This is a genomic window from Pelosinus fermentans DSM 17108, from assembly GCF_000271485.2.
In the GTDB taxonomy this organism is placed as follows: Bacteria; Bacillota; Negativicutes; order DSM-13327; family DSM-13327; genus Pelosinus; species Pelosinus fermentans.
Map to the genome: position 1 here is coordinate 1,798,022 of NZ_AKVN02000001.1, position 22,938 is coordinate 1,820,959.

Consider the following 22,938-nt stretch of genomic DNA (forward strand, 5'->3'; position numbering starts at 1 on the left):
ATGATGTTTTTAGGGGTATACAAGATTTATTTCATAAATATAAATCTCTTATCAATACAATATTGCTTGTTTCCTTAACTGGTATCGTATATATTTATCCTTTTGGCAGCTATTTTCGTTTTACCCTAGCGATTGTGCTGTTAATTGTCTTTTTATTATATTTTGAGCAGTTTCCCATTTTATCTGGTACAATCTTGACAGGAGCAGTAATTGTATTTTTCCGTACGACAACGGATTTTTTAATAAGCGGTCATGATTATAGGACTGCCATCATGTATAACTTACCTTCTCTGGCATATTATATCTCTTTTGCTGTACTCTTTTACTTATTTTCCATTCGAAAGTACAAAGATCACATATTGGTTCTTATTCTCTTATTGAGTGTGGTTGATATCCTAAGTAATATGGTCGAACTTTTTTGCCGTTCCGAATTGATTGGTGCAAAATTTGCAGTGGTTTTTCCAAGTATTGTAGTCGTGGCTATTGTACGGGCTTGTTTAGCTTTTGTTGGGTATTATGCGTTAAAGCAATATCAATCCTTTATTCTTGCCAATGATCAGGCAAAGCGCTATATCGAGCAAACTCTTATGGTTGCTAAATTGAAAAGCGAGTTATTTTATCTGGAAAAATCCTCTCAGGATATCGAAAATGTTATGGAGAAGGCCTATTGGCTTTATAAGCAATTAAATTCTAAGGTACAATTCGATAGAGAGCACGAACATTTGCCTGCAGAGAATGCTCTTGCAGTTGCAAGAGAAATACATGAGATAAAAAAAGATTACTATCGAGTCATTACAGGAATTGAAAATATTCTTAGACCCTCAAGCAGGGCTCAAAAGATAAAGCTATCAGAAATACTGTTTATCATTGAACAAAATACAATACGGTACTTGAATGTAATTGATAAAAAAATTGATATAACCTATGAGTTAGCAGATGATTTTCTTACAGATAAGCATTATACCCTGGTATCCATATTAGATAATCTCATTATGAACTCAATTGAGGCCTGTGGTGATGATGGAATTATTAAGGTAATTGAAACCAGCTCCAATGACACTCTATATTTTTCTGTGGAAGATAATGGGGTTGGTATTGATGAACAAGAATTTGAACTCATTTTTAATCCTGGTTATTCTACAAAATTTTCGCCCCGTACTGGTAAAATTTCAACAGGACTAGGTTTGGCCCATGTGAAAAATTACATTGAGTTATTAGGCGGAACTATTCGTGTGGAATCGCAGCCTGATGTATGTACTCGGTTTTTAATCGCGTTACCTCGCTCGGGCGTACTGATTTCTAACAAAGGTGCTGATTTTTCTGTACCTTACTCTTAATGATATATATTGGAGTAAACGATTTATAATAAAGTATTTTTATAAGAAAGTGGTGCTAATATGTCGTTACGTTTTGTGATTGTTGATGATGATCTTGTAATTTGTAGAATTCTACAAAAAATTATTGAGCAAAATCAATTAGGTACTGTTGTTGAGCAATGCAATGACGGCTTAAAGGGTGAGAGGATCATTCGGGAATATCAGCCGGACATTGCATTGGTTGATTTGTTACTGCCAGGTCAAGATGGAGTGGAACTTATTGAAAAGGTGTCTGCTGCAGCGACCAATACTTCATTTATCATGGTTTCTCAAGCCACGAGCGAACAATTAATTACGAAAGCTTATGAAGCCGGTATTGAGTTTTTTATTCATAAACCCATTAATGTCTTAGAAACGGTATCTGTAATCAATAAAGTGCAGGAACATCGTAAGTTGAAACAAATTATGTCTTTGATGCATCAAACCATTTCCCAATATCCTCATGTCCGTCCTGCTGTTGAGGAAGGACCGAAAAATCTGCAGAAGACTCGCATTTACAAAGTCTTTTCTGATTTAGGAATTATTGGTGAGGCAGGTGTAAAAGACATTTATCGAATGGTACAGCTAATTCTGAAGAAAGGTACAGAAAGTAAGTCTTATCAGTTATGTGATATTTATCAGCAAATGTCAGAAGGAATGGAGCAGGATGCCAAGGCAATTGAGCAGCGAGTGCGTCGTGCTACAACGAAAAGCTTGCACAATCTTGCCAATTTAGGGATTGATGATTATTACAATGAAATCTTTCAGTCCCATAGTTCTTCATTGTTTGATTTTAAAGAAGTACGCCAGGAGATGAATTTTATTTTGGGAAAAAGCCAATATCGAGGAAAAATCAATGTCAAAAAATTCATTGAAGGGCTATTATTTATTGCAGAGGTCTGATGGATAAGATGGTAAGTGGGTGCTACAACATAGGAGGTTGTAGCACCCCACACTATTTATCAGAGGATATATGCTAAAATTAGTAGTTTATTGAATATTCTTAATCTTTTGAGTATGTTGCGGTTTTTAGAAAGGATTTTGGATAGAGCTATACGAAGTAGCATCTTGATTGTCTTATGATGATCAAATTTTATAAGGGGTGGTATTATGAAGAAACGTATTCTCGGTATTTTTGTAACCCTTTGTCTCTTACTGGTCTGTTTACAGGTAGTCGCTTTTGCGGCAGAAACTCCAGAAAAACCTAATGTTGTAATTCTTGCAACAGGAGGAACCATTGCTGGTGCAGGTGTCAGCAGTACTACAACTGTAGGGTATACAGCTGCTGTTACTGCCGTAGACAAACTTATTTCTAATGTCCCCGAATTGACTAAAGTTGCAAATGTACGGGGAGAACAAGTTTTTCAAATTGCCAGTGAAAGTATAACCATGGAAAATTGGTTAACTCTGGCCAAACGTGTCAATCAACTTCTTGCTCAAGATAACGTAGATGGCATCGTTATTACTCATGGAACAGATACATTAGAAGAAACCGCATATTTTCTTGATCTAGTAGTGAAAAGTGAAAAACCGGTTGTACTTGTTGGCTCGATGCGTCCTGGTACTGCAATGAGTGCTGACGGTCCTCTCAATTTGTATCGTGCTGTTATTCTTGCTGGTACGAAAGAAGCTGCTGGCAGCGGTGTCATGGTAATGCTCAATGACACGATCCATTCCGGACGAGAGGTAACAAAAACGATCACTGACCGTGTTGATACGTTTCAATCACCAATTAGCGGTGCACTAGGGGTATTTACTGGTGATAAACCTGTATTCTATCGTCAATCCTTACGTAAAAATACGGTGGCGACGGAATTTGATGTCACTAACCTGACGTCATTGCCTCGTGTTGATATTGTGTATCATTATGCCGGCAATGCTGGTACTATGATTGATGCTGCTGTACATGCTGGTGCAAAAGGAATTGTTCATGCTGGAACCGGTAACGGCAGTATTGGAAAAGCGGAATATCCTGCAGTTGAGAATGCTCTTAAGAATGGCGTAGTTGTTGTAAGGAGTGCCCGTGTTGGCAGTGGGATTATCGCTCGTAATGGGGAAGCAAATGATGACATGTATGGTTTTATTGCCAGTGATAACCTGAATCCCCAGAAAGCGCGCATTTTATTAATGCTGGCTCTCACCAAAACTACTAATGTAAATGAAATTCAACAAATGTTCTGGAAATATTAAAGTCATACTGGATTGAATTTTGTATATGCAATGAACCGCGAGGATGGATGACGCTATGTGTCTGTAAACACGATGGTGCCGCCAAAATCCATGCGGTTCTTTTAAAAAAAATGGCAGCAGTAGTTTTTTGAATATTTATAATACTTTCTGTATGATGCTATGAGACGGGTTGCATTTTTGCGAAAAATATGACATAATTAATCATGGTTAATAAATTGGATTAATGGATTAAGCCAATTGTGAGGTGCGATTATGATTTTACAGCGAGTGGGTATTCCGATCTATTTGCAAATTAAAACATACATTTTGGATAAAATAAAATCTGGAGAGTATGTATCGGGTGCTAAAATACCTACAGAAAGAGAATTGTCTATCGAATTAGGTGTGAGTCGCAATACTGTCAGCGCTGCTTACAAAGAACTTTTGCTGGAGGGTGTGCTCGAAGCGCAGCAAGGACGTGGAACGTTTGTAAAGACGGCTACGGATGATGCGGAAGCGGAAGTCGTCGGTGGAAGACGGGAGAGATTGGTCAAAATTATTGATGATGCCATGGCAAAAGTAGTAGAGCTAGGTTTCACAGTAGATCAATTTGCGGCAATTGCCAGTATCCGGGCCATTGAAAAGAATCAAGCTGTTAAAGAATTGCGAGTGGCTGTTGTTGATTGTGCTTCTGAATTCATTCAACGCTTTATTAACCAGATTGGTCAAATTGCAAACGTACGATTTGAAAGGGTAATCTTAGCAGAATTAATTGAAGGACGAACTCCCATTGAATTATTGCAGGCTTGTGACTTAGTTGTTACGACGTTGGGGCATCAAGCAGCAGTTGTTGGCTTACTGGGAAAGGCAAGTAAAGTAATTGGCGTAGCTACGGTTCCAAATCTTGATGCAGTTATCAAATTGGCCCGCTTGCCGGCAAACACGCAAGTGGCAATTGTGGCAAAGAGCGATGCATTTGTATCCAATCTGCAAAATTTACTGGAGAAGACATCAATTAATCATTTGGATTTTACAATAGTCCAATCAAGTGATTTCTCAGAGATTAATAGGATGATTGCTAATTATAAAGCAGTAATTGTCAGTGAAGAACGTGAAATACTTGTACGCCAAATGGTGAGTGAAAGTCAGGAAGTGATTACGTTCTATTATGAAATTGATCGCGGTTCCTTGAACCAGGTTCTGATGAAGTTAGTCAGTCAAGCACTTTAGATAGTAGAAATACTAGATATAGATTTTAATAGCAAAGGAGTAGTTAGGATGGAAAACAATAAAGTAAAAGTGGTTTTGGGGGTTATTGGAGCTGACTGTCATGCAGTAGGTAACAAAATTTTAAACTATGCCTTTACTTCCGCAGGATTTGAAGTAGTTAATTTAGGGGTGTTGGTTCCTCAAGAAGAATTTGTAAATGCAGCTATTGAAACGGATGCAAAAGCCATTCTCGTCGCTTCCTTATATGGACATGGGGAAATTGATTGCCGGGGATTGAGAGAACGCTGCCGTGAGTCCGGCTTAGGTGACATTTTATTATATGTTGGCGGAAATTTGGTAGTTGGTAAAACTGATTTTACGGAAGTACACGATAAATTTATTGAAATGGGTTATGACAGAGTCTATGAGCCAGGCATACTTCCTGATCAAGTGGTCATTGATTTAAAGAATGATTTAGGTTTATAAGGGAGTCTTGATGATGAATCATATTTTACTGATTGATTTTGGGAGTACTTATACCAAAATTACTGCAGTGGATGTTGACAATGAAATAGTATTAGGCACTGCTCGTGGTATAACTACTGTAGAAACTGATATTATGAATGGACTAAATCAGGCGATCGATGCCTTGTTCCTCAAGACGGGTAAACTAACATTTTCAAAAGTATTAGGCTGCTCTAGTGCAGCCGGTGGATTGAAAATGGTAGCCGTTGGATTGGTGCCTGAACTTACAGCAGAAGCTGCCAAACGTGCGGCTCTAGGTGCTGGCGCCAAAATTATGGGTGTATATGGTAACGAATTAAATGAATATGAAATACAAGAAATAGCTCAGTTGCAACCGGAAATTATTCTATTAGCTGGTGGTACCAATGGCGGTAATAAAGAAGTGATTCTGCATAATGCTAGAATGCTTACTACCCTTGGCAAAGATATTCCTGTCATTGTGGCAGGTAATAAATCGGTAGCACCTCAAGTAGTCAGGACATTATTGGAAGCCATGACGGAGGTAGTACATACTGAAAATGTAATGCCGAAGTTAAATGAACTAAATATTGAGCCTGCACGTGAAACGATTCGCGGTGTATTCTTAAGGCGGATTGTGGAAGCGAAAGGTCTCAATAAAGCAAATCAGTTTGTTGATGATGTTGTTATGCCTACGCCGGCGGCGGTATTAAAGGCTGCAGAACTCTTAAGCAAAGGTACCGAATATGAGTCTGGTCTAGGTGACTTAATGGTAGTGGATATTGGTGGCGCAACTACGGATGTATATTCCATTGCCAAAGGTGATCCTACTAAAACCAATGTAGCCTTGCGAGGACTGCCAGAACCCTTTGCGAAACGTACAGTCGAAGGCGATCTGGGGATGCGGTATAGTGCGACAGCTTTATTTAAAGCAGCTGGTGCCAAAAGGATTGCAGATTATGCCCATGTTTCTGCAGAGGATGTGGAGGCATATGTGCAAAAGGTCGAAGCGAATATTGAATATTTACCACAAAATGAAATTGAAAAAAAAGTAGAAATCGCCATGGGGAAAGCTTGTACTTCCCTGGCGGTGGAACGCCATGTCGGACAGCTTGAAACGATATTTACATGTTTTGGTTCTGCTTTTGTACAAAAAGGCAAGGATCTGAGTGATGTTAAGACGGTGGTAGGTACTGGTGGCGTAATTGTCCATCATGAACAGCCGAAAGAAATTCTAAAGGGTGCAGCATACAGTGAAAGTACGCCTGAAATGTTAAAACCTGAATGTCCAAAGTACTTGATTGATGAAGAGTACATTATGGCATCCATGGGGTTATTGGGTGAAGTATATCCGGATGTAGCAGTAAGAATGATGAAAAAATATATTGTGCGGGGGTAGCAGTAATGGAATTGAAAAATAAAAAGTGGACACATGATCACTTCTATGGTGTACGCGAAGAAATATTGAAACATTGGCCAACAGGTGCTGATGTAAATTTTGAAGAAGCTGTTAAATATCATGAAACAATCCCAGCGAAAAAGCATTTTGCAAAGCGTTTAGTAAAAGCGAAGAAGAATGGTGAAACCTTAACTCAGCCTAGAGCAGGGGTTGCATTATTAGATGAACATATTAATCTCTTGAACTTTTTGCGTACAGAGGGAGAAGCGGATCTTCTGCCAACTACGATTGATAGTTATACTCGTCAAAACCAATATGAAAATTGTGCAAATGCAATTGAAGAAAGTATGAAAGCCGGCCGTTCCTTGCTAAATGGTTTTCCAGCAGTAAATCATGGAGTTCATGGTGTACGTAAGCTGGTAGAAAGTGTAGATGGTCCATTGCAAGTACGTCATGGTACGCCGGATGCCCGCTTATTAACAGAAATCACGTTAGCAGGTGGATTTACATCCTATGAGGGTGGCGGTATCTCCTATAATATTCCTTATGCCAAAAGTGTTTCTTTAGAAAAAACAATTTATGATTGGCAGTATAATGACCGCTTGGTAGGTATTTATGCTGAGCATGGCATTGAAATTAACAGAGAGCCTTTTGGACCTTTGACAGGTACGTTAGTACCACCTTGCATTTCTCATGCAGTAGCCATCATTGAAGGTATTTTGGCAGCGGAGCAGGGTGTTAAAAATATTACATTAGGTTATGGCCAATGTGGTAATCTATTCCAAGACGTTGCAGCGATTAAAGCCTTAGAGCAGCTGGCAGAAGAGTATTTGGTAAAACATGGATATAGCGACTGCATATTAACAACTGTATTCCATCAATGGATGGGCGGATTCCCGCAAGATGAAGCAAAGGCATTTGCTGTAATTTCTTGGGGCGCAGCAGCTGCTGCTTTAGCAAAGGCTACGAAAGTTATTGTTAAGACTCCTCATGAAGCCTTAGGGATTCCTACCAAAGAAGCTAATGCGATGGGACTTCGCGCAACGAAGCAATTAATCAATATGCTGGCAGACCAACCATTCCCGATGACTGCGGAAGTAGATATCGAAGTGGAAATGATAAAAGCAGAAACCCGTTGTATTTTGGATAAAGTTTTTGAACTTGGCAATGGAGATTTTGCATCTGGCAGTGTTCGTGCCTTTGAGGCCGGCGTTCTGGACGTACCTTTTGCTCCTAGCCAGTATTCCTTGAATAAAATTCTGCCAGCCCGTGATAATAACGGCGCTGTACGATTATTTGATGTAGGAAATCTACCTTTCACACAGGATATTATTGACTTCCATAAAGCTAAAATTGATGCTCGTGCAAAAGAAGAAGGACGTAAAGCAAGTTTCCAAATGGTAATTGATGATATTTATGCGATTTCCAAGGGACGCTTAGTAGGCAGACCTAATAAATAAATCTTAAATTCAGCAGGGCGGCAAAAGGTATTCTGCCTTATGCCGCCCTACATAAAAAGGAATGGAGAGTGTAATCATGAAAATTGTAAATGTTGTATGTTCAAAAGGTCGTACTGGTTTTTATTTTGATGATCAACGGGCTATTAAAGCGGGAGCTCAGCATGATGGTTTTAGCTATGTAGGAGAAACGGTTACTCCTGGATTTCATTCCATTCGTCAAACTGGGGAAGCTGTATCCGTAATGATCGTATTAGAAGATGGACAAGTGGCTTACGGCGATTGTGCTGCTGTACAATACAGCGGAGCAGGCGGACGTGACCCTTTGTTTTTAGCCGAAGATTTTATTCCTGTGATTGAACAAGAAATTAAACCACGTCTCGTGGGTCGTGAATTAACTTCCTTTAGACAATTGGCAGGCGAAATTGACAGCATGGTTGATGCTAAAACAGGTAAACTCATCCATACTGCACTGCGTTATGGCGTAACCCAAGCAATTTTAGATGCTGTCTCCAAAGCAAAACATAAATTGATGTGTGAAGTAGTTGCAGAAGAATATAATACGACTGTTAGTGAAACCGCAATCGATATTTTTACCCAGTCTGGGGATAATCGCTATGATAATGCTGATAAAATGATCATCAAAGGGGCGCAGGTATTACCTCATGCCTTAATTAATAATGTAGAAGAAAAATTAGGCAAGAATGGTGAATTGCTGCTTGAATATGTTACTTGGCTGAAGAATCGGATACTAAGCTTGCGTACCAGCAATTCTTATAATCCTGTACTGCACATTGATGTATACGGTACAATTGGTGCTGCCTTTGATTTGGATACCGAAAGAATGGTCTCTTACTTCCGTGAATTAGAAAAAGCGGCTGCTCCTTTAAAACTTCGCATTGAAGGCCCAATGGACGTAGAAGATCGCGAAAAACAAATGTTAGCGTTAAAAGAAATTACGGCTCGTTTGCACGAAGAAAAGATCAATGTAGAAGTGGTTGCTGATGAATGGTGCAATACACTGGAAGATATTAAATATTTTGCTGATAATAATGCTGGTGATATGCTGCAAATCAAAACACCGGATTTAGGCGGAATTAACAATACCATCGAAGCTGTTTTATATTGTAAAGAAAAAGGCGTAGGTGCATACCAAGGCGGTACTTGCAACGAAACAGATCGTTCCGCACAGGTTTGTGTACATCTTGCTATGGCAACCAAACCAGTACAGATGTTAGCAAAACCAGGCATGGGCGTGGATGAAGGCATTATGATTGTATATAATGAAATGCAGCGTATCTTGGCTGTTCGCCAGGCTCGTAAGGCGTAAATATGAGAATGTTAATGCATGAGCAATTAATGTATGCTAGTTATTTTGCACCCAGAGGACGTAATCGTATGTTTGTTCTGGGGCAGCAGATTAGTGAACGTTATTTGTCACCATTGGATCGTCTAATTGGCATTGTTGGTGGTCCTGGTGCAGGTAAATCTTCCTTAATTAAAGGTATGTTTCCTGGATTAGAATTAACAAATGATGATGATGGTGTAAATGTACGTCCCTTGCCTTTGCTCAAAAATATTGAAAAAGATTTCTTTTCCAGTCATACCTATCATATTGATATTCGTTTTGAGTTGGCATTTACTCAACTTCATGTATTAGCAGATGCTATTAAAAAAGCATTATCTCATGATAAACGGGTCATAGTAGAACATTTTGATCTGTTATATCCTGCACTGGGGGCGAATGCTGACGTGCTCTTAGGCGTAGGCGGGGAGGTTATCGCTGTTCGTCCTAATGTTTTTGGTCCTTTTCCCCAGGAAATTGCTGATGTGGTTGTAAAGACTTTAAAGTATCGTAAAATGGCTCATACTGCTGAAGATCTGACAGAGAGTATTTTATTAAAAGATTATGGTGCTATCTTGCCTTTTGGTCACAGAGATGTACATCATGGTTTTGTCCTGGAATATCCTGTAGAGCTTGATGCCGATCTAAAGGAAGTTGAAAAAAAGGTTAAAGCATTCATTGATGAGGGGCTGAAGGTTTGTTACTCAGATGAAGGGCATATTGAAATTGGTGATGTTTCATGGGCGTGTACGGGACCGCGGACCCATGTGCATAATACGGAAGATATTGAAGGTTTTCGTCTGCTCCATGAATATAAATATGACCCTAAAACGAAAACTTACCTTATTATTGGCTTGGTAGGACCATTAGAAGAGAATCTTGATGGTTTTTCCAGCATGATCTTTCATGCATCATTGTAAAAGTGTATAATTAGCTGTAAATGGGTACTGTCTTCTTCAAGAGAAGGCAGTACCCATAAGAGCATCAAAATCATGATTGCACAAAGATACATATAAAGAATTTTCATTAGGAGGTTAGAAAAATGGCAAGTATTGCAAAAACTGCTCAAGCGGGAACCTTAGAATCAAGTGATGTTATGATTACTGTAGCTCCTGGTACCCAAGGAAGCGGTATTGTTATTGAATTAGAAAGTATTGTCCTGGCTCAGTACGGTGAAGATATTAAGATCATCTTAGAGAAAACGGTGAAGGATCAGGGGATTACGGATATCTATATTAAGGCAGTAGACCGGGGAGCGCTGGATTGTACCATCTGCGCTCGGACTCTGGCTGCATTAAGCCGGGCAGGTGCTGTGCTAAAGGAGGAAATCATATAATGGATTTAAGAAGAAGTATGTTATTTATTCCAGGAAATAATCCCGGAATGCTGCAAAATGGCGGTGTATTTGGCGCAGATTCGGTTATTCTGGATTTAGAAGATGCTGTGGCTCCCATGGAAAAAGATGCAGCCCGGTTTTTGGTTGCCCAGGTTCTGCGCACTGTGGATTATGGAGTTAGTGAAACTGTGGTTCGGATTAATCCTTTAGATACCTTTGCTGCTGTGGATATTAAAGCGATTGTTCCATGTTGCCCTGATGCAATTCTAGTGCCAAAAGTAGAAAGTGCAGCTGATATTCATCAAGTGGCTGCTATGATTGCCGCGGCGGAAAAACCAGAGCAAACACCTGTGAAGATTATTGCTCTATTAGAAACACCTTGCGGGATTGTCGAAGCGTATCATATTGCGAAGGCGGACCCGAGGGTAGTTGCTCTTGCTTTAGGTGCAGAAGATTATACAGCAGGTCTGGGGGCTATGCGTACCAAAGAAGGTACTGAGATCTTTACAGCACGTACCATTGTTATCAATGCAGCTGCGGCTGCGAATGTTCAATCCATTGATACTCCTTATACCGATGCGAATGACGAAGAAGGTCTGCTTGCCGATACACAGCTGGCTAAGAGATTGGGCTTCAAGGGGAAATTGTCCATCAATCCTAGGCAGATTGATGTAATTCATACTGTATTTAACCCAAGTCTAAATGATATTGATTGGGCCCAGCAAGTCATCCATGCCATTCGTAAAGCAGAAGCTGAAGGATCAGGTGTGGCGTCATTAAATGGTAAGATGGTGGATTTGCCAATTGTAAATCGTGCAGAACGCATCTTGCATTTAGCAGAATTGTTAGGTTTGATGGGGGGAGAAAAATAATGAAAAATGCAATTGGACGTGAAATACCTGAAACCATTTCCGGCATAGCAGCAATAAAGCCCTTTGCTGGTGCTTTTGCTACCGTACCAGAAATGACACGTCAGGCACCTAAGGTCAAAACCATAAAACCTGCCGATCGCAAATTGGTCGATAACTTAGTTGAAGTATTTAAAAAGATACCCGTAACCGATGGAATGACCTTGTCTTTTCATCATCACTTCCGAAATGGTGATGGCGTTGTAAATATGGTCCTGGCAACTGCGGCGCAGTTAGGATTGAAAAACCTAACCGTTGCGTTAAGTTCTGTCTTTCCTGTACATGCACCGATTATTGAACATGTAAAAAATGGTGTGGTAACGGGACTTGATACGAATTATATGTCCGGTCCAGTCGCTCAGGCTGTATCGAAAGGATTATTTGATAAACCTGTCGTTCTGCGTACTCATGGCGGACGCGGACGAGGGATTGAATGTGGTCAGCTTAAAATCGATGTGGCGTTTATTGCAGCGCCGGCAGCTGATGAATATGGTAACCTAAATGGTGTAGAAGGTCCGGCAGCATGCGGTTCACTCGGTTATGCTTTTCCTGATGCTCAATATGCAGATTATGTAGTGGCTGTGACGGATTATATAGGTGAATACCCTCTATCACCTATATCCATACCTCAGACGAGGGTAGATTATGTAGTAAAAGTAGAATGTGTCGGGGACCCTAAAGGTATTGTTTCGGGTACGACTCGTATTACGAAAGATCCAGTTGGACTTAAAATTGCTGAAACGGCAGCAAAAGTAATTCAAGCTACTGGACTTATAAAAAATGGATTTGCATTTCAAACAGGTGCAGGTGGGGCTTCCTTAGCAACGGCTGCTTTTGTCCGGAAAATGATGGAGAAGGATAATGTTGTGGGGAGTTTTGCCTTAGGCGGCATTACTGGCTATATGGTGGATATGCTGGAAAGCGGTTTGTTTAAGAAATTGATGGATGTTCAGGGGTTTGACTTAGAAGCGATTCGTTCTTTATCTACCAATCCAAATCACTTAGAAATTGGTGCTGATTTTTATGCAAGTCCATTTAATGCCGGATGCGCCGTTAATCAGCTGGATGTGGTCATTCTAGGAGCTACAGAAATGGACACTGATTTTAATGTGAATGTAGTTACAGGCTCCGATGGCGTTATTATGGGTGGTTCAGGCGGCCATGCAGATGCAGCGGCAGGTGCAAAAGTTACGATCATCGTAGCCAATTTATTACGTGGACGTTTGCCCATTATTGTGGATAAAGTGCTTACAGCCACGACTCCAGGTGAAACGATTGATGTTCTTGTTACAGAAAGAGGTGTGGCAGTAAATCCTCTTAGAGCCGATTTAAAAGAAAAATTCCTGGCAGCAGGATTGCCGGTAAAAGATATACAAGAATTAAAGCAATTGGCAGAGAAAATAGCCGGAGCCCCTAAAGCAGTAAAGACAGGCGAAAAGATAGTTGCAGTAGTAGAATATCGTGATGGCACGATTATCGATGTTGTGCGTCAAGTGGAGGGCTAGTGATGTTGTGGGGCACTATGGAAGAGCGGGTAATCAATCTGAATAATGCTAGACAGGTTAGTGCCGTGAGAGAGTTTCTCTCCAGATTTTCCTTAACCTTTACTGAACAAGTAGACTATACCATTGCCTTATATAAAGATGATTCTATTGTAGCGACAGGTTCGTTTGCTGGAGAAGTATTGCGTAACATTGCGATTGATGAGTCACTGCAGGGGGAAGGTCTGACGTCAGCAGTCGTCAGCCATTTAATGCAGGAAGCAGGACGGCGGGGAATCTATCATTATTTTATTTTCACCAAGCCTGACAAGGCGCATTTATTTAGTGCATTAGGATTTAAAGAAGTTGGTCGGGCAGATCCATATGCGGTGCTTTTAGAAGCTGGTATCGGGTCGATTGATTCGTATTGTAAGGAGATGGCTGCTTTGACAGTCCATCTGCCTTCAGGAAAAAGAGCTGGCTTAGTAGTAAACTGCAATCCTTTTACTTTGGGACATCAGGCGGTAATTGCCAAAGCAGCTAAAGAAAATGCAGCTGTAGTGGTATTAGTAGTCAGTGAAGAGGGATCTGTATTCCCTTTTGACATCCGCTTTTCTTTGGTGAAGCAGGGATTAGCCGGCTATGATAACGTAGTCGTGCTGCCAGGAGGTAAATATATTGTGTCGGCTGCTACATTTCCTGGCTATTTTACCAAGGGAGACGAAACGGTAACAGCGCAGACAAGGCTGGATGCTACTATTTTTGCTAAACATATTGCACCTGCCATGGGGATTACTTGCCGGTATATGGGGGATGAACCGTATTGCTTAGTGACAAAGGCTTATAACCAAGCAATGCTCGAAATTTTACCACAGCATGGGATTAATGTGCTGGAAATGCCAAGGATTTCTGTTCAGGGAGATGCTGTGAGTGCCTCGAGGGTTCGAGAACTCTTAAGGCAGGAAGAATGGGAGGAAATTCAGACTTTAGTACCAGATACGACTTATCAATTCCTTCGCTCTCCTGCAGCTATTCCTATTATAGAAAAAATACAAAGCAGTATATCGAGACATTAAAGGATGTATTGAAAATAAATAAGAGAGTCGGTCAGAAATGAATATAGAGATTAATTGCTTATTATATAATACCGTTTATCCCTATATTCTATTTCTGACTGCTAACATGTGTATAGATAAACAACTTTTAATGCATGATAGATATGTATTTTTTCTTACTTGCAAAATAGAAAGAATTTTGCAATAAATCATAAGAATAATGTATACAAAATACAATTGCCATGCTATAATCAAGTAAAAGAATAGTGGAGGTGCTGTTTTGTGCGCATTGAGCATGATTTTCTAGGAGAAATACAAATACAAGATGAAGTTTATTATGGAGTACAAACGACTAGAGCCTTAGAAAACTTTATTATTACTGGTCATAGAATGAATACTGATTTTATTGCATCGTTTGGTATTGTAAAAGCAGCAGCAGCCAAAGCTAACATGAGAACTGGCCGTATGCCAATCAAAATTGGCAATGCTATTGTGCAAGCAGCGCAAGAGATCATTGAGGGAAAGCTGCATGATCAATTTATAGTGGACTGCATCCAAGGTGGAGCGGGAACTTCCATGAATATGAATGCTAATGAAGTCATAGCAAATCGAGCACTTGAAATATTAGGTGAGGCAAAGGGCAATTATGCGCTTATTTCACCTAATAATCATGTAAATATGGCGCAATCTACTAACGATGTCATGCCAACAGCTATGCGCATCTGTACCATTACAAAGGCCAAAAAGCTGATTGCTGCATTAGAAGATATGGCAGCTGCTTTTACTGTTAAGGGAGACAGCTTTAATCATATCTTGAAAATGGGTCGTACCCATTTGCAAGATGCAGTGCCTATTACATTAGGACAAGAGTTTTATGCATATGTAGAGGCTACTAAACGAGCAATCAAACGCATTAGAGAAAATGTTAAGAATATGCATTTTGTGAATATGGGAGCTACTGCTGTTGGAACTGGTCTAAATGCGGAACCAGAATATATTGCCTTTGTGATAGAAGAACTTTCCCGCTTAACAGGTGAAGAGATTCATTCTGCTGCTAATTTAGTGGATGCTACCCAAAATACCGATCAGATTGCTGAAATTTCCAGTGCCCTCAAAGTTACGGCCTTGGCTTTTTGTAAAATTGCCAGTGATTTAAGACTTATGTCATCGGGACCACGCTGCGGTTTGGGAGAACTTTCTCTTCCTGCAAGGCAGCCGGGGTCATCGATTATGCCTGGCAAAGTAAATCCTGTCATTCCCGAGGTTGTGAATCAAGTGGCGTATCAAGTAATTGGCAATGACTTGGTTATTAGTTTAGCTGTAGAAAATGGACAGTTTGAATTAAATGTTATGGAGCCGGTCATGGCATATAATCTCTTTAATTCTTTAACGATATTAACAAATGTAGTCAATACATTAAATCATAAATGCGTGAAAGATATTGAAGCTAATGAAGAACGTTGTCGTGAGATGATTGATAAGAGTGTAGGAATTGTGACGGCGCTGTTACCTCATATTGGATATGAGCAATCTTCTGCAATTGCAAAAGAGGCTTTAAAAACAGGAGCATCTGTTAAAGAACTGGTTATTTCTAAAGGTCTATTAACAGCTGCTCAATTAGAAATTATTTTATCACCAAGTGAAATGACACAACCTGGTATCGCTGGAAAACAATTCTTAAAATAATTGAAATGAATATGGTGAATTTACGGTCAAGAAGTGCATTTACAGTGTACTTTTTGACCGTAAATCTTATGGGAAGACTATGTATAGAGTTGCGTTACTATAAAAATAGTTATATAACGCAAATATTCTATAAAATTTATATTATTGTGATAGAGTGAGTGGTTTACCTGAAAAGTTTGTGATATAATACACTTGAATATTAGAATAGGGGGATGAGCATGCGTACAATTGAGGTAGAGCAAATTACTCAGGCGATAGCAAAAATGTGCATGGATGCTTGCTATTATTTGTCCGAGGACGTGTATGACGCTTTAGTGTCAGCTGGAAGAAAAGAAGAATCGGCTTTAGGTAAAGAAATTATTGGAAAGCTCGTAGAAAACGCCAATATTTCTAAAAATGAACAAAGACCTATTTGTCAGGATACTGGTATGACAGTAGTATTTATGGAAGTAGGACAAGATGTTCATTTGGTAGGTGGCAGTTTAGAAGAGGCAGTAAATGCCGGTGTTGCTAAAGGTTATACAGAAGGCTATTTGCGTAAATCCGTAGTGGCCGAGCCTTTGTTTAATCGTAAAAATACTACAAACAATACTCCTGCGATTTTACATACTAGCATTGTACCTGGTGACAAAGTTAAAATTAAACTAGCGCCTAAAGGTTTTGGCAGCGAAAATAAAAGTGCCTTAAAAATGCTTGTACCTGCTGATGGTGTTGAAGGTCTGAAAAAAGTTGTTCTTGATACGGTAAAAACAGCAGGACCTAACGCCTGTCCTCCGATGGTCATTGGCGTAGGTGTAGGCGGAACCATGGAAAAGGCTACAATACTCGCTAAAAAGGCTCTTTTGCGTTCTGTCAACAAACGTAATGATCATCCTGAATATGCGAAATTGGAAGAAGAATTATTAGAGATGGTTAACAAAACAGGTGTAGGTCCTCAAGGACTAGGTGGGGTAACTACAGCTTTAGCAGTAAATGTTGAATATTTTGCTACCCATATTGCGGGTTTACCAGTTGCTGTTAATATTAATTGCCATGCCACACGGCATGCTGAAGTTGAACTTTAGGAGGTGTAGAGAAGATGGCAGAAGTAAAACGGATTACCACTCCATTAACAAAAGAAATGGCTCGTTCCTTAAAAGCTGGTGATAGTGTGTTAATTACTGGAACGATCTTTAGTGCTCGTGATGCAGCTCATAAGGTAATGACAGAAGCTCTTGACCGAGGCGAAAAATTACCTGTAGATTTTACAAATCAAATTGTATATTATTTGGGACCTACGCCGGCAAAACCAGGAGATCCTATTGGTTCAGCTGGTCCGACCACTGCTGGACGTATGGATAAGTATACACCACAGATGATTGAACAAGGTCTTAGTGGCATGATCGGTAAGGGATATCGCTCTCCAGAAGTAGTGGAAGCTATGAAAAAAAATAGTACAGTGTTCATGGTAGCTATTGGCGGTGCAGCAGCTTTGATTGCAAAAACCATTAAAGCCTATGAGGTGTTAGCATATCCTGAATTGGGCGCAGAAGCATTGGCTAAGCTTACAGTAGAAGATTTTCCTGCAATAGTAGCGATTGACTGTGATGGCAATAACTATTACGAAGAAGGTCAAAAGCCCTATCGTAAAATATAATCGTCAATTAAGTAATAGAGCGATCTTGAGTCGGACAAGCTAAAGACAGCTGAAAAGTATTTAAAGTAGAAAGGACCAAGTGCACAGGGGCTGCTGCTGATAGAGGAGTGGCCTAGGGTTACTTGGTCCATAGGATAAAACTTTTCTGCTTAGTAAAAAAGACACTTGCGAATAAATTCACATTTATGTAAATTTATTAAAGGAAAAAACCAAACAGTGTCGAACTAGCTTTATTTGTACAGTGTGTTGGTAAGAAATTTATACCAACTATGTAAATATTACAGGAGGTAAAAGCATGAAGAATTTTGATTTTTGGATTCGTCGTATTCATTCTCTATCTGGTGTTATAGCATTGGGTGCATTTTTATTGGAGCATATATTTACTGTATCAACAGTAATGGGGGGCCCTGCGAATTTTGATAAATCCGTAGCGGCACTTGCAGCTATGCCTTTTTTGGTTCCAATTGAAATCATCGCAATCGGAATGCCAATTGCTTTTCATGGTATTTTAGGTGTGGTGTATGCTTTAAAAGCAAAAAATAACCCACTTCGTTATGGTTACTGGAACAATTGGATGTTCTACTTACAACGCATTACTGCTTATATTGCCTTTGTTTTCATTATCTGGCATGTATGGACATTGCGTATTGTCGGCAAAGCAATGGGCGGTCATTTGATTGGTTATGATTTTATGCACAATGTGTTATCTGATCCTTTAACTTTTGGATTCTATGTAATTGGTTTGTTATCATCCGTTTTCCATTTTACCAATGGATTGTTTGGTTTTTCAATTACTTGGGGAATCGTATCAGGACCACGTGGACAGCGTGTTGTGAGTATCGCAACCTTGGCATTATTTGTACTCATTTCTAGTGTAGGACTTACAGCTCTTACACATTTTGTGAAATAATTTAAAGTAAGGAGAGAGCTTAGTGAAAAAGAAAATTATAGTTGTTGGCGGCGGTTTATCCGGCCTCATGGCAACACTTAAAATTTGTGAAGCTGGCGGCGAAGTAGAATTATTCTCGTATTGCCCGGTAAAACGTTCTCATTCCCTTTGTGCACAAGGTGGTATGAATGCTTGTATGGATACAAAGGGTGAAAATGATAGTGTCCATGAACATTTTGATGATACTGTTTATGGTGGTGACTTCCTTGCCGATCAGACTGCAATAAAAGGCATGTGCGAAGCCGCTCCAAAATTAATTAAAATGTTCGATCGTATGGGTGTTACATTTACTCGTACACCAGAAGGTTTACTTGACCTTCGTAATTTTGGTGGTCAGAAAAATAAACGTACTTTATTTTCTGGTTCCACAACAGGTCAGCAGCTTCTTTATGCACTTGATGAACAAGTTCGTGCATGGGAAGTAAAAGGTGCTGTTAAGAAATATGAATTCTGGGAATTCATTAAAATTATTAAAAATAAAGAAAGCGTTTGCCGCGGTATCGTAGCACAAGACATGAATTCTATGGAAATCAGAGCTTTCCGTGCTGATACAGTTATCCTTGCAACAGGTGGTCCAGGTATGGTATTCGGTAGATGTACTGCTTCGACAATCTGCAATGGTTCAGCAGTATCTGCTGTATATCAGCAAGGCGCTCTTATTGGTAACCCTGAATTTATTCAGATCCATCCAACAGCTATTCCTGGTTCAGATAAAAACCGTTTGATGTCTGAAGCTTGTCGTGGTGAAGGTGGACGTGTTTGGGTATATAAAGATGGTAAACCATGGTACTTCTTAGAAGAAATGTACCCTGCTTATGGTAACCTTGTACCTCGTGACGTGGCATCTCGTGCTATTTACGATGTATGTGTAAATCAAAAACTTGGTATTAATGGTGAAAACAAAGTATATCTTGATCTTTCTCATATTCCAGCAGATTACCTTGAACGTAAATTAGGCGGTATTTTGGAAATATATTCCGAATTTGTTGGTGATGACCCACGTAAAGTGCCAATGCAAATTTATCCATCTGTTCATTATTCCATGGGTGGTATCTGGGTAGATGCAAAACATAACACAAACATTCCTGGCCTTATGGCATCTGGTGAATGTGACTATCAATATCACGGTGCGAACCGTCTTGGTGCAAACTCACTTCTTTCCGCTGCTTATTCTGGTACTGTTTCCGGTCCGGAAGCTATGCGCTGGGCTAAAGAAGGAGAAAGAGGTTCAGAACTTACTGATGAAGATTTAGCAAAAGCAGCAAAAGAGTGCCAAGAAGAATATGAAGCTATCTTAAAAATGGATGGATCGGAAAATGCGCATGAACTTCACCATGAACTTGGTGAGGTAATGAACAAATACGTTACCATTGAACGTGTAAATAAAGACCTTGATTATTGTTTTGATGAAGTAAAGAAAATTCTTAAACGTTGGGATAATATCGGCATAGGCGATAAATCAAGCTGGGCAAACCAGGAAGGTATGTTCGCAAGACAGCTTCGCAATATGATTATTTATGCTTTAGTTGTAACAAGAGCAGCACGTATGCGTGATGAAAGCCGTGGGGCTCACTATAAACGTGAATTTCCAACCCGTGATGACGAACGCTTCATGAAAATAACAGTCGCGGCGTATGATCAAGAAACAGAAGAACCGCAGATCAGTTATGCTGATTTTGATCATTCATTGGTTAAACCCCGTCCTCGTAACTATGCTGTTGCCAAGAAAGAGTAAGAAGGAGGTAGATAATAATGGCGGAAATAAAGAAAAAAGTACATTTTATCATAGAAAGACAAGATGGTCCTAATTCCCAGCCCTATACAGAAGAGTTTGAAGTTGATTATCGTCCTGCGCTTAATGTTGTTGCATCTCTTATGGAAATTCAAAAGAACCCTGTAACAAAAGACGGCAAAAAGACAACTGCTGTTGTTTGGGAATGTAACTGTTTGGAAAAGGTTTGTGGTGCTTGCATGATGGTAATCAACGGTAAAGCGCAACAGGCTTGTGCTGCTCTAATTGATCATCTAGAACAACCAATTCGTTTGAGTCCAGCTAGAACCTTCCCTGTTATCCGTGACCTTGCGATTGACCGTTCGGTAATGTTTGAAAGTTTAAAGCGCATACACGGATGGGTAGATGTAGATGGAACCTGGGAAGTTCATAATGATGCTCCGCGTCAGAATCCAAAAACTGCAACTATTGCTTATGAAATCTCTCGTTGCATGACTTGCGGTTGTTGCATGGATGCTTGCCCAAATGTAAATCGGAGTTCTGAATTCATAGGACCGGCTCCTATTGCACAAGCACATCTATTTAATCTGCACCCAATTGGTGAATATCAGAAAGAAGAGCGTCTAGATGCTTTGATGGAAAAGGGTGGATTGGCAAGTTGCGGCAATAGCCAAAACTGCGTACAAGCATGCCCTAAAGATATTAAGCTGACTGAGTATATTGCGAAACTAAATCGTGATACGAATAAGCAAGCACTTAAGAGCTTGTTTAATAAGTAAGCTAGTTGGCAAGATCTCATGTATCCACAAAAGTAAGTAATTTACCACTGAGATATATGCAGATTCTTGGAAAACAATATTGACATAATAATTTAATTATGTTATTATATTATTTGTGAGTTGGCTGTAGCCGAGAAAAATGCTCGGCTACAGTTGATTTATGAGTAGACATAAAAAATACTTTTTAAAAAGTATTTGACAATTTCCCTGGAATATATTATAATAGATAATGTGATTAACGGGGCGTGGCTCAGCTTGGTAGAGCACCTGGCTTGGGACCAGGGGGTCGCAGGTTCGAATCCTGCCGCTCCGACCATCAAAATTAGTATCCAATTTATGTGCGGGTGTAGCTCAATGGTAGAGCGCTAGCCTTCCAAGCTAGTTACGAGGGTTCGATTCCCTTCACCCGCTCCATTTATGTCAAAAAAATATGTGCTTGTAGCTCAGCTGGATAGAGCAACGGCCTTCTAAGCCGTGGGTCGCACGTTCGAATCGTGCCAGGCACACCATTAAGAAGTTGAAAGTTTGCATACTGTGCAAGCTTTTTTTTATTGTCTAAAAGTGCAATAGGACATCTCGTAGATGCAGCGTTAGAATTTAAATTTAATTAGACTTCTATATTGGAAGGTCATATTTCTTTTATGTAGTGGTCATAATAACTATATCTGTAAATGGAAGATGGATAATGACGTTAATAGCTTTTGATGCTTGTAAGTAAATTGCCTTTACCAGGCTGGTATCGATTAATAGCGAGCAAGGAGGGAAAATACTAGTGGATAATAAAATTAACAGATATAAAAACAATGATAAAGTATCGTTTGAGAAGCGAACATTATTTGGAAGCTCTTTAGTGAAAGGAGTTATTGTTAGTTATCGATTTCTTAATTATAGCTGGATATATTTAGTGGAATGCGGCAATGAAAAAAAATTAATTGTTGTTCCGGAAGATGAACTCTGGTTATTAGAAGAGGGCAGCGGAGAATGAAATAAAAGGAACATAATGAGCAGTAATGATGCTCGTTGCTGTATTTCTTAATTGCTCGATTCTGTTCTATTGATTTTACTATGAATATTCTATATAATGTTAGTACATTTATAAACAGCTATTTAGAAGAGATGTATATTGAATTTTATATTATATCCTTGGATATATCTTTAGATCGTTGTAATCTATATAGATAAAGAAAGGAAGGTGGAGTCTGTATAGAAGGCTCTGCCTTTTTGTTTAAACAAAGCATAGTAAAGTCAGTGGCATGTCTATTGTACGAGTATCACTTTTTAGACGGAAAGATATTATATCATTAGGAGGTATTATTATGAGAATACTAGGGTCCATTTTCGTATTGCTGGTATTGGTATGCAATCAGGCTTTTGCCATATCTCTTATTAATAGAGATGAAATTAAAGCAGCACAGTATTATGGGGAAAAGCATGCTCATATGGAATGGGAAGAGTTCTTATTGCCATGGATTTCTTATGAAGAAAAAACACCAAGGCTTAATGAGTTTTCCGAAAAAGCGTATCTATATACGAAGTTTTTATTAATTGCTACTGATGCAAGAGAGAAGCGCCTGAAAGGAATAAGCCCTCAGTTAAAGGACAGTGAAGATATCTTAACAAATTATAATGGTTATCTGACCTTTAGCGTGACTTTGTATGGTTCTCAGGAGAAGTTTGGTCAGAACGCTGTTGTTACTTTAAAGCAAGGTGATGCCTCCGCAAAAGCATATCAGGTGGTTATACCTCCTATAGCAGAAAAGATGGCAAAAAGTACCGAAAAACCTACATATAGATTACAATGCTATGTATATTTTTTAGAAAAAAATATAGTTTATGATAAGCCTGTTATATTATCAATTTCTACAAAGGATAAACGGAAGCATAATTTTTATTTTGATTTTGCGCAGGTGAGATAAAAAACTAAAAATGTAAGAAACTAAAGATAGATATATTAATGAT

The 22,938-nt window shown here is 39.4% G+C and carries 21 protein-coding genes and 3 tRNA genes; all 24 read left to right on the forward strand.

Going from position 1 to position 22,938, the window contains the following annotated elements; translation table 11 throughout:
* Window positions 1-62 precede the first annotated feature (62 nt).
* The 24 genes from FR7_RS07960 to FR7_RS08075 all read left to right on the forward strand — a co-directional run bounded on the left by FR7_RS07960 (window position 63) and on the right by FR7_RS08075 (window position 22,895).
* Window positions 63-1,337 carry an ATP-binding protein gene (locus FR7_RS07960; RefSeq protein WP_237769510.1) on the forward strand — a complete coding sequence of 425 codons (1,275 nt, stop codon included), beginning with the start codon at window positions 63-65 and terminating at the stop codon, window positions 1,335-1,337.
* A 60-nt stretch (window positions 1,338-1,397) separates the two neighbouring features.
* Window positions 1,398-2,258, forward strand: a complete 861-nt coding sequence (locus FR7_RS07965) for a response regulator (protein ID WP_007930679.1) — start codon at window positions 1,398-1,400, stop codon at window positions 2,256-2,258.
* A gap of 207 nt (window positions 2,259-2,465) precedes the next feature.
* Window positions 2,466-3,545 (forward strand): type II asparaginase, encoded by a 1,080-nt coding sequence (locus FR7_RS07970; RefSeq protein WP_007930678.1) that lies wholly within the window; start codon window positions 2,466-2,468, stop codon window positions 3,543-3,545.
* A gap of 252 nt (window positions 3,546-3,797) precedes the next feature.
* Complete coding sequence (locus FR7_RS07975; protein ID WP_007930677.1) at window positions 3,798-4,754, forward strand: GntR family transcriptional regulator; 957 nt, start codon at window positions 3,798-3,800, stop codon at window positions 4,752-4,754.
* A gap of 48 nt (window positions 4,755-4,802) precedes the next feature.
* Window positions 4,803-5,219 (forward strand): methylaspartate mutase subunit S, encoded by a 417-nt coding sequence (glmS, locus tag FR7_RS07980; RefSeq protein ID WP_007930672.1) that lies wholly within the window; start codon window positions 4,803-4,805, stop codon window positions 5,217-5,219.
* A 13-nt stretch (window positions 5,220-5,232) separates the two neighbouring features.
* Window positions 5,233-6,615, forward strand: a complete 1,383-nt coding sequence (gene glmL / locus FR7_RS07985; RefSeq protein ID WP_007930671.1) for a methylaspartate mutase accessory protein GlmL — start codon at window positions 5,233-5,235, stop codon at window positions 6,613-6,615.
* Between the two features lie 5 nt (window positions 6,616-6,620).
* Complete coding sequence (locus tag FR7_RS07990) at window positions 6,621-8,075, forward strand: methylaspartate mutase subunit E (protein WP_007930670.1); 1,455 nt, start codon at window positions 6,621-6,623, stop codon at window positions 8,073-8,075.
* Between the two features lie 76 nt (window positions 8,076-8,151).
* Complete coding sequence (locus tag FR7_RS07995; RefSeq protein ID WP_007930669.1) at window positions 8,152-9,402, forward strand: methylaspartate ammonia-lyase; 1,251 nt, start codon at window positions 8,152-8,154, stop codon at window positions 9,400-9,402.
* Window positions 9,403-9,431: 29 nt separating this feature from the next.
* Window positions 9,432-10,337: a hypothetical protein gene (locus tag FR7_RS08000; RefSeq protein WP_007930667.1), complete on the forward strand. Its 906-nt coding sequence runs from the start codon at window positions 9,432-9,434 to the stop codon at window positions 10,335-10,337.
* Window positions 10,338-10,459: 122 nt separating this feature from the next.
* A complete protein-coding gene (gene citD, locus FR7_RS08005) occupies window positions 10,460-10,753 on the forward strand; it encodes a citrate lyase acyl carrier protein (RefSeq protein ID WP_007930665.1) in 294 nt (97 codons plus the stop codon).
* A complete protein-coding gene (locus FR7_RS08010; RefSeq protein ID WP_007930663.1) occupies window positions 10,753-11,625 on the forward strand; it encodes an HpcH/HpaI aldolase/citrate lyase family protein in 873 nt (290 codons plus the stop codon). Before citD ends, FR7_RS08010 begins: the two co-directional genes overlap by 1 nt.
* Window positions 11,625-13,166 carry a citrate lyase subunit alpha gene (gene citF / locus FR7_RS08015; RefSeq protein WP_007930662.1) on the forward strand — a complete coding sequence of 514 codons (1,542 nt, stop codon included), beginning with the start codon at window positions 11,625-11,627 and terminating at the stop codon, window positions 13,164-13,166. The genes FR7_RS08010 and citF overlap by 1 nt, the downstream gene beginning before the upstream one ends.
* A gap of 2 nt (window positions 13,167-13,168) precedes the next feature.
* Window positions 13,169-14,218: a [citrate (pro-3S)-lyase] ligase gene (gene citC, locus FR7_RS08020; RefSeq protein WP_007930661.1), complete on the forward strand. Its 1,050-nt coding sequence runs from the start codon at window positions 13,169-13,171 to the stop codon at window positions 14,216-14,218.
* A 261-nt stretch (window positions 14,219-14,479) separates the two neighbouring features.
* Window positions 14,480-15,883: an aspartate ammonia-lyase gene (locus FR7_RS08025; protein WP_007930659.1), complete on the forward strand. Its 1,404-nt coding sequence runs from the start codon at window positions 14,480-14,482 to the stop codon at window positions 15,881-15,883.
* A gap of 218 nt (window positions 15,884-16,101) precedes the next feature.
* Complete coding sequence (locus FR7_RS08030; RefSeq protein ID WP_007930658.1) at window positions 16,102-16,947, forward strand: fumarate hydratase; 846 nt, start codon at window positions 16,102-16,104, stop codon at window positions 16,945-16,947.
* Between the two features lie 14 nt (window positions 16,948-16,961).
* On the forward strand, window positions 16,962-17,519 hold the full coding sequence (locus FR7_RS08035; protein WP_007930657.1) for a Fe-S-containing hydro-lyase: 558 nt from the start codon (window positions 16,962-16,964) through the stop codon (window positions 17,517-17,519).
* A gap of 295 nt (window positions 17,520-17,814) precedes the next feature.
* Window positions 17,815-18,429: a succinate dehydrogenase/fumarate reductase transmembrane subunit gene (locus FR7_RS08040; protein ID WP_007930656.1), complete on the forward strand. Its 615-nt coding sequence runs from the start codon at window positions 17,815-17,817 to the stop codon at window positions 18,427-18,429.
* A gap of 22 nt (window positions 18,430-18,451) precedes the next feature.
* Window positions 18,452-20,203 carry a succinate dehydrogenase flavoprotein subunit gene (gene sdhA / locus FR7_RS08045; protein WP_007930655.1) on the forward strand — a complete coding sequence of 584 codons (1,752 nt, stop codon included), beginning with the start codon at window positions 18,452-18,454 and terminating at the stop codon, window positions 20,201-20,203.
* A 17-nt stretch (window positions 20,204-20,220) separates the two neighbouring features.
* Window positions 20,221-20,979, forward strand: coding sequence for a succinate dehydrogenase iron-sulfur subunit (sdhB, locus tag FR7_RS08050; RefSeq protein WP_007930654.1), 759 nt, complete (start codon window positions 20,221-20,223; stop codon window positions 20,977-20,979).
* A 239-nt stretch (window positions 20,980-21,218) separates the two neighbouring features.
* Window positions 21,219-21,295 (forward strand) — tRNA-Pro (locus tag FR7_RS08055).
* Window positions 21,296-21,319: 24 nt separating this feature from the next.
* Window positions 21,320-21,393: transfer RNA gene (locus tag FR7_RS08060), tRNA-Gly, on the forward strand.
* An 18-nt stretch (window positions 21,394-21,411) separates the two neighbouring features.
* A tRNA-Arg gene (locus FR7_RS08065) sits at window positions 21,412-21,488 on the forward strand.
* 263 nt (window positions 21,489-21,751) lie between these two features.
* Window positions 21,752-21,964 (forward strand): hypothetical protein, encoded by a 213-nt coding sequence (locus FR7_RS08070; RefSeq protein WP_007930653.1) that lies wholly within the window; start codon window positions 21,752-21,754, stop codon window positions 21,962-21,964.
* A 358-nt stretch (window positions 21,965-22,322) separates the two neighbouring features.
* The gene (locus tag FR7_RS08075) at window positions 22,323-22,895 is read left to right on the forward strand and encodes a hypothetical protein (protein WP_237714762.1); all 573 of its coding nucleotides are present in this window, start codon (window positions 22,323-22,325) and stop codon (window positions 22,893-22,895) included.
* Window positions 22,896-22,938 lie beyond the last annotated feature (43 nt).

Bases quoted from the DNA above. Each gene is read 5' to 3' on its own strand.
- FR7_RS07965 (WP_007930679.1), top strand. From the start codon at position 1,398: ATGTCGTTACGTTTTGTGATTGTTGATGATGATCTTGTAATTTGTAGA.
- FR7_RS07970 (WP_007930678.1), top strand. From the start codon at position 2,466: ATGAAGAAACGTATTCTCGGTATTTTTGTAACCCTTTGTCTCTTACTG.
- FR7_RS07975 (WP_007930677.1), top strand. From the start codon at position 3,798: ATGATTTTACAGCGAGTGGGTATTCCGATCTATTTGCAAATTAAAACA.
- glmS (WP_007930672.1), top strand. From the start codon at position 4,803: ATGGAAAACAATAAAGTAAAAGTGGTTTTGGGGGTTATTGGAGCTGAC.
- glmL (WP_007930671.1), top strand. From the start codon at position 5,233: ATGAATCATATTTTACTGATTGATTTTGGGAGTACTTATACCAAAATT.
- FR7_RS07990 (WP_007930670.1), top strand. From the start codon at position 6,621: ATGGAATTGAAAAATAAAAAGTGGACACATGATCACTTCTATGGTGTA.
- FR7_RS07995 (WP_007930669.1), top strand. From the start codon at position 8,152: ATGAAAATTGTAAATGTTGTATGTTCAAAAGGTCGTACTGGTTTTTAT.
- FR7_RS08000 (WP_007930667.1), top strand. From the start codon at position 9,432: ATGTATGCTAGTTATTTTGCACCCAGAGGACGTAATCGTATGTTTGTT.
- citD (WP_007930665.1), top strand. From the start codon at position 10,460: ATGGCAAGTATTGCAAAAACTGCTCAAGCGGGAACCTTAGAATCAAGT.
- FR7_RS08010 (WP_007930663.1), top strand. From the start codon at position 10,753: ATGGATTTAAGAAGAAGTATGTTATTTATTCCAGGAAATAATCCCGGA.
- citF (WP_007930662.1), top strand. From the start codon at position 11,625: ATGAAAAATGCAATTGGACGTGAAATACCTGAAACCATTTCCGGCATA.
- citC (WP_007930661.1), top strand. From the start codon at position 13,169: ATGTTGTGGGGCACTATGGAAGAGCGGGTAATCAATCTGAATAATGCT.
- FR7_RS08030 (WP_007930658.1), top strand. From the start codon at position 16,102: ATGCGTACAATTGAGGTAGAGCAAATTACTCAGGCGATAGCAAAAATG.
- FR7_RS08035 (WP_007930657.1), top strand. From the start codon at position 16,962: ATGGCAGAAGTAAAACGGATTACCACTCCATTAACAAAAGAAATGGCT.
- FR7_RS08040 (WP_007930656.1), top strand. From the start codon at position 17,815: ATGAAGAATTTTGATTTTTGGATTCGTCGTATTCATTCTCTATCTGGT.
- sdhB (WP_007930654.1), top strand. From the start codon at position 20,221: ATGGCGGAAATAAAGAAAAAAGTACATTTTATCATAGAAAGACAAGAT.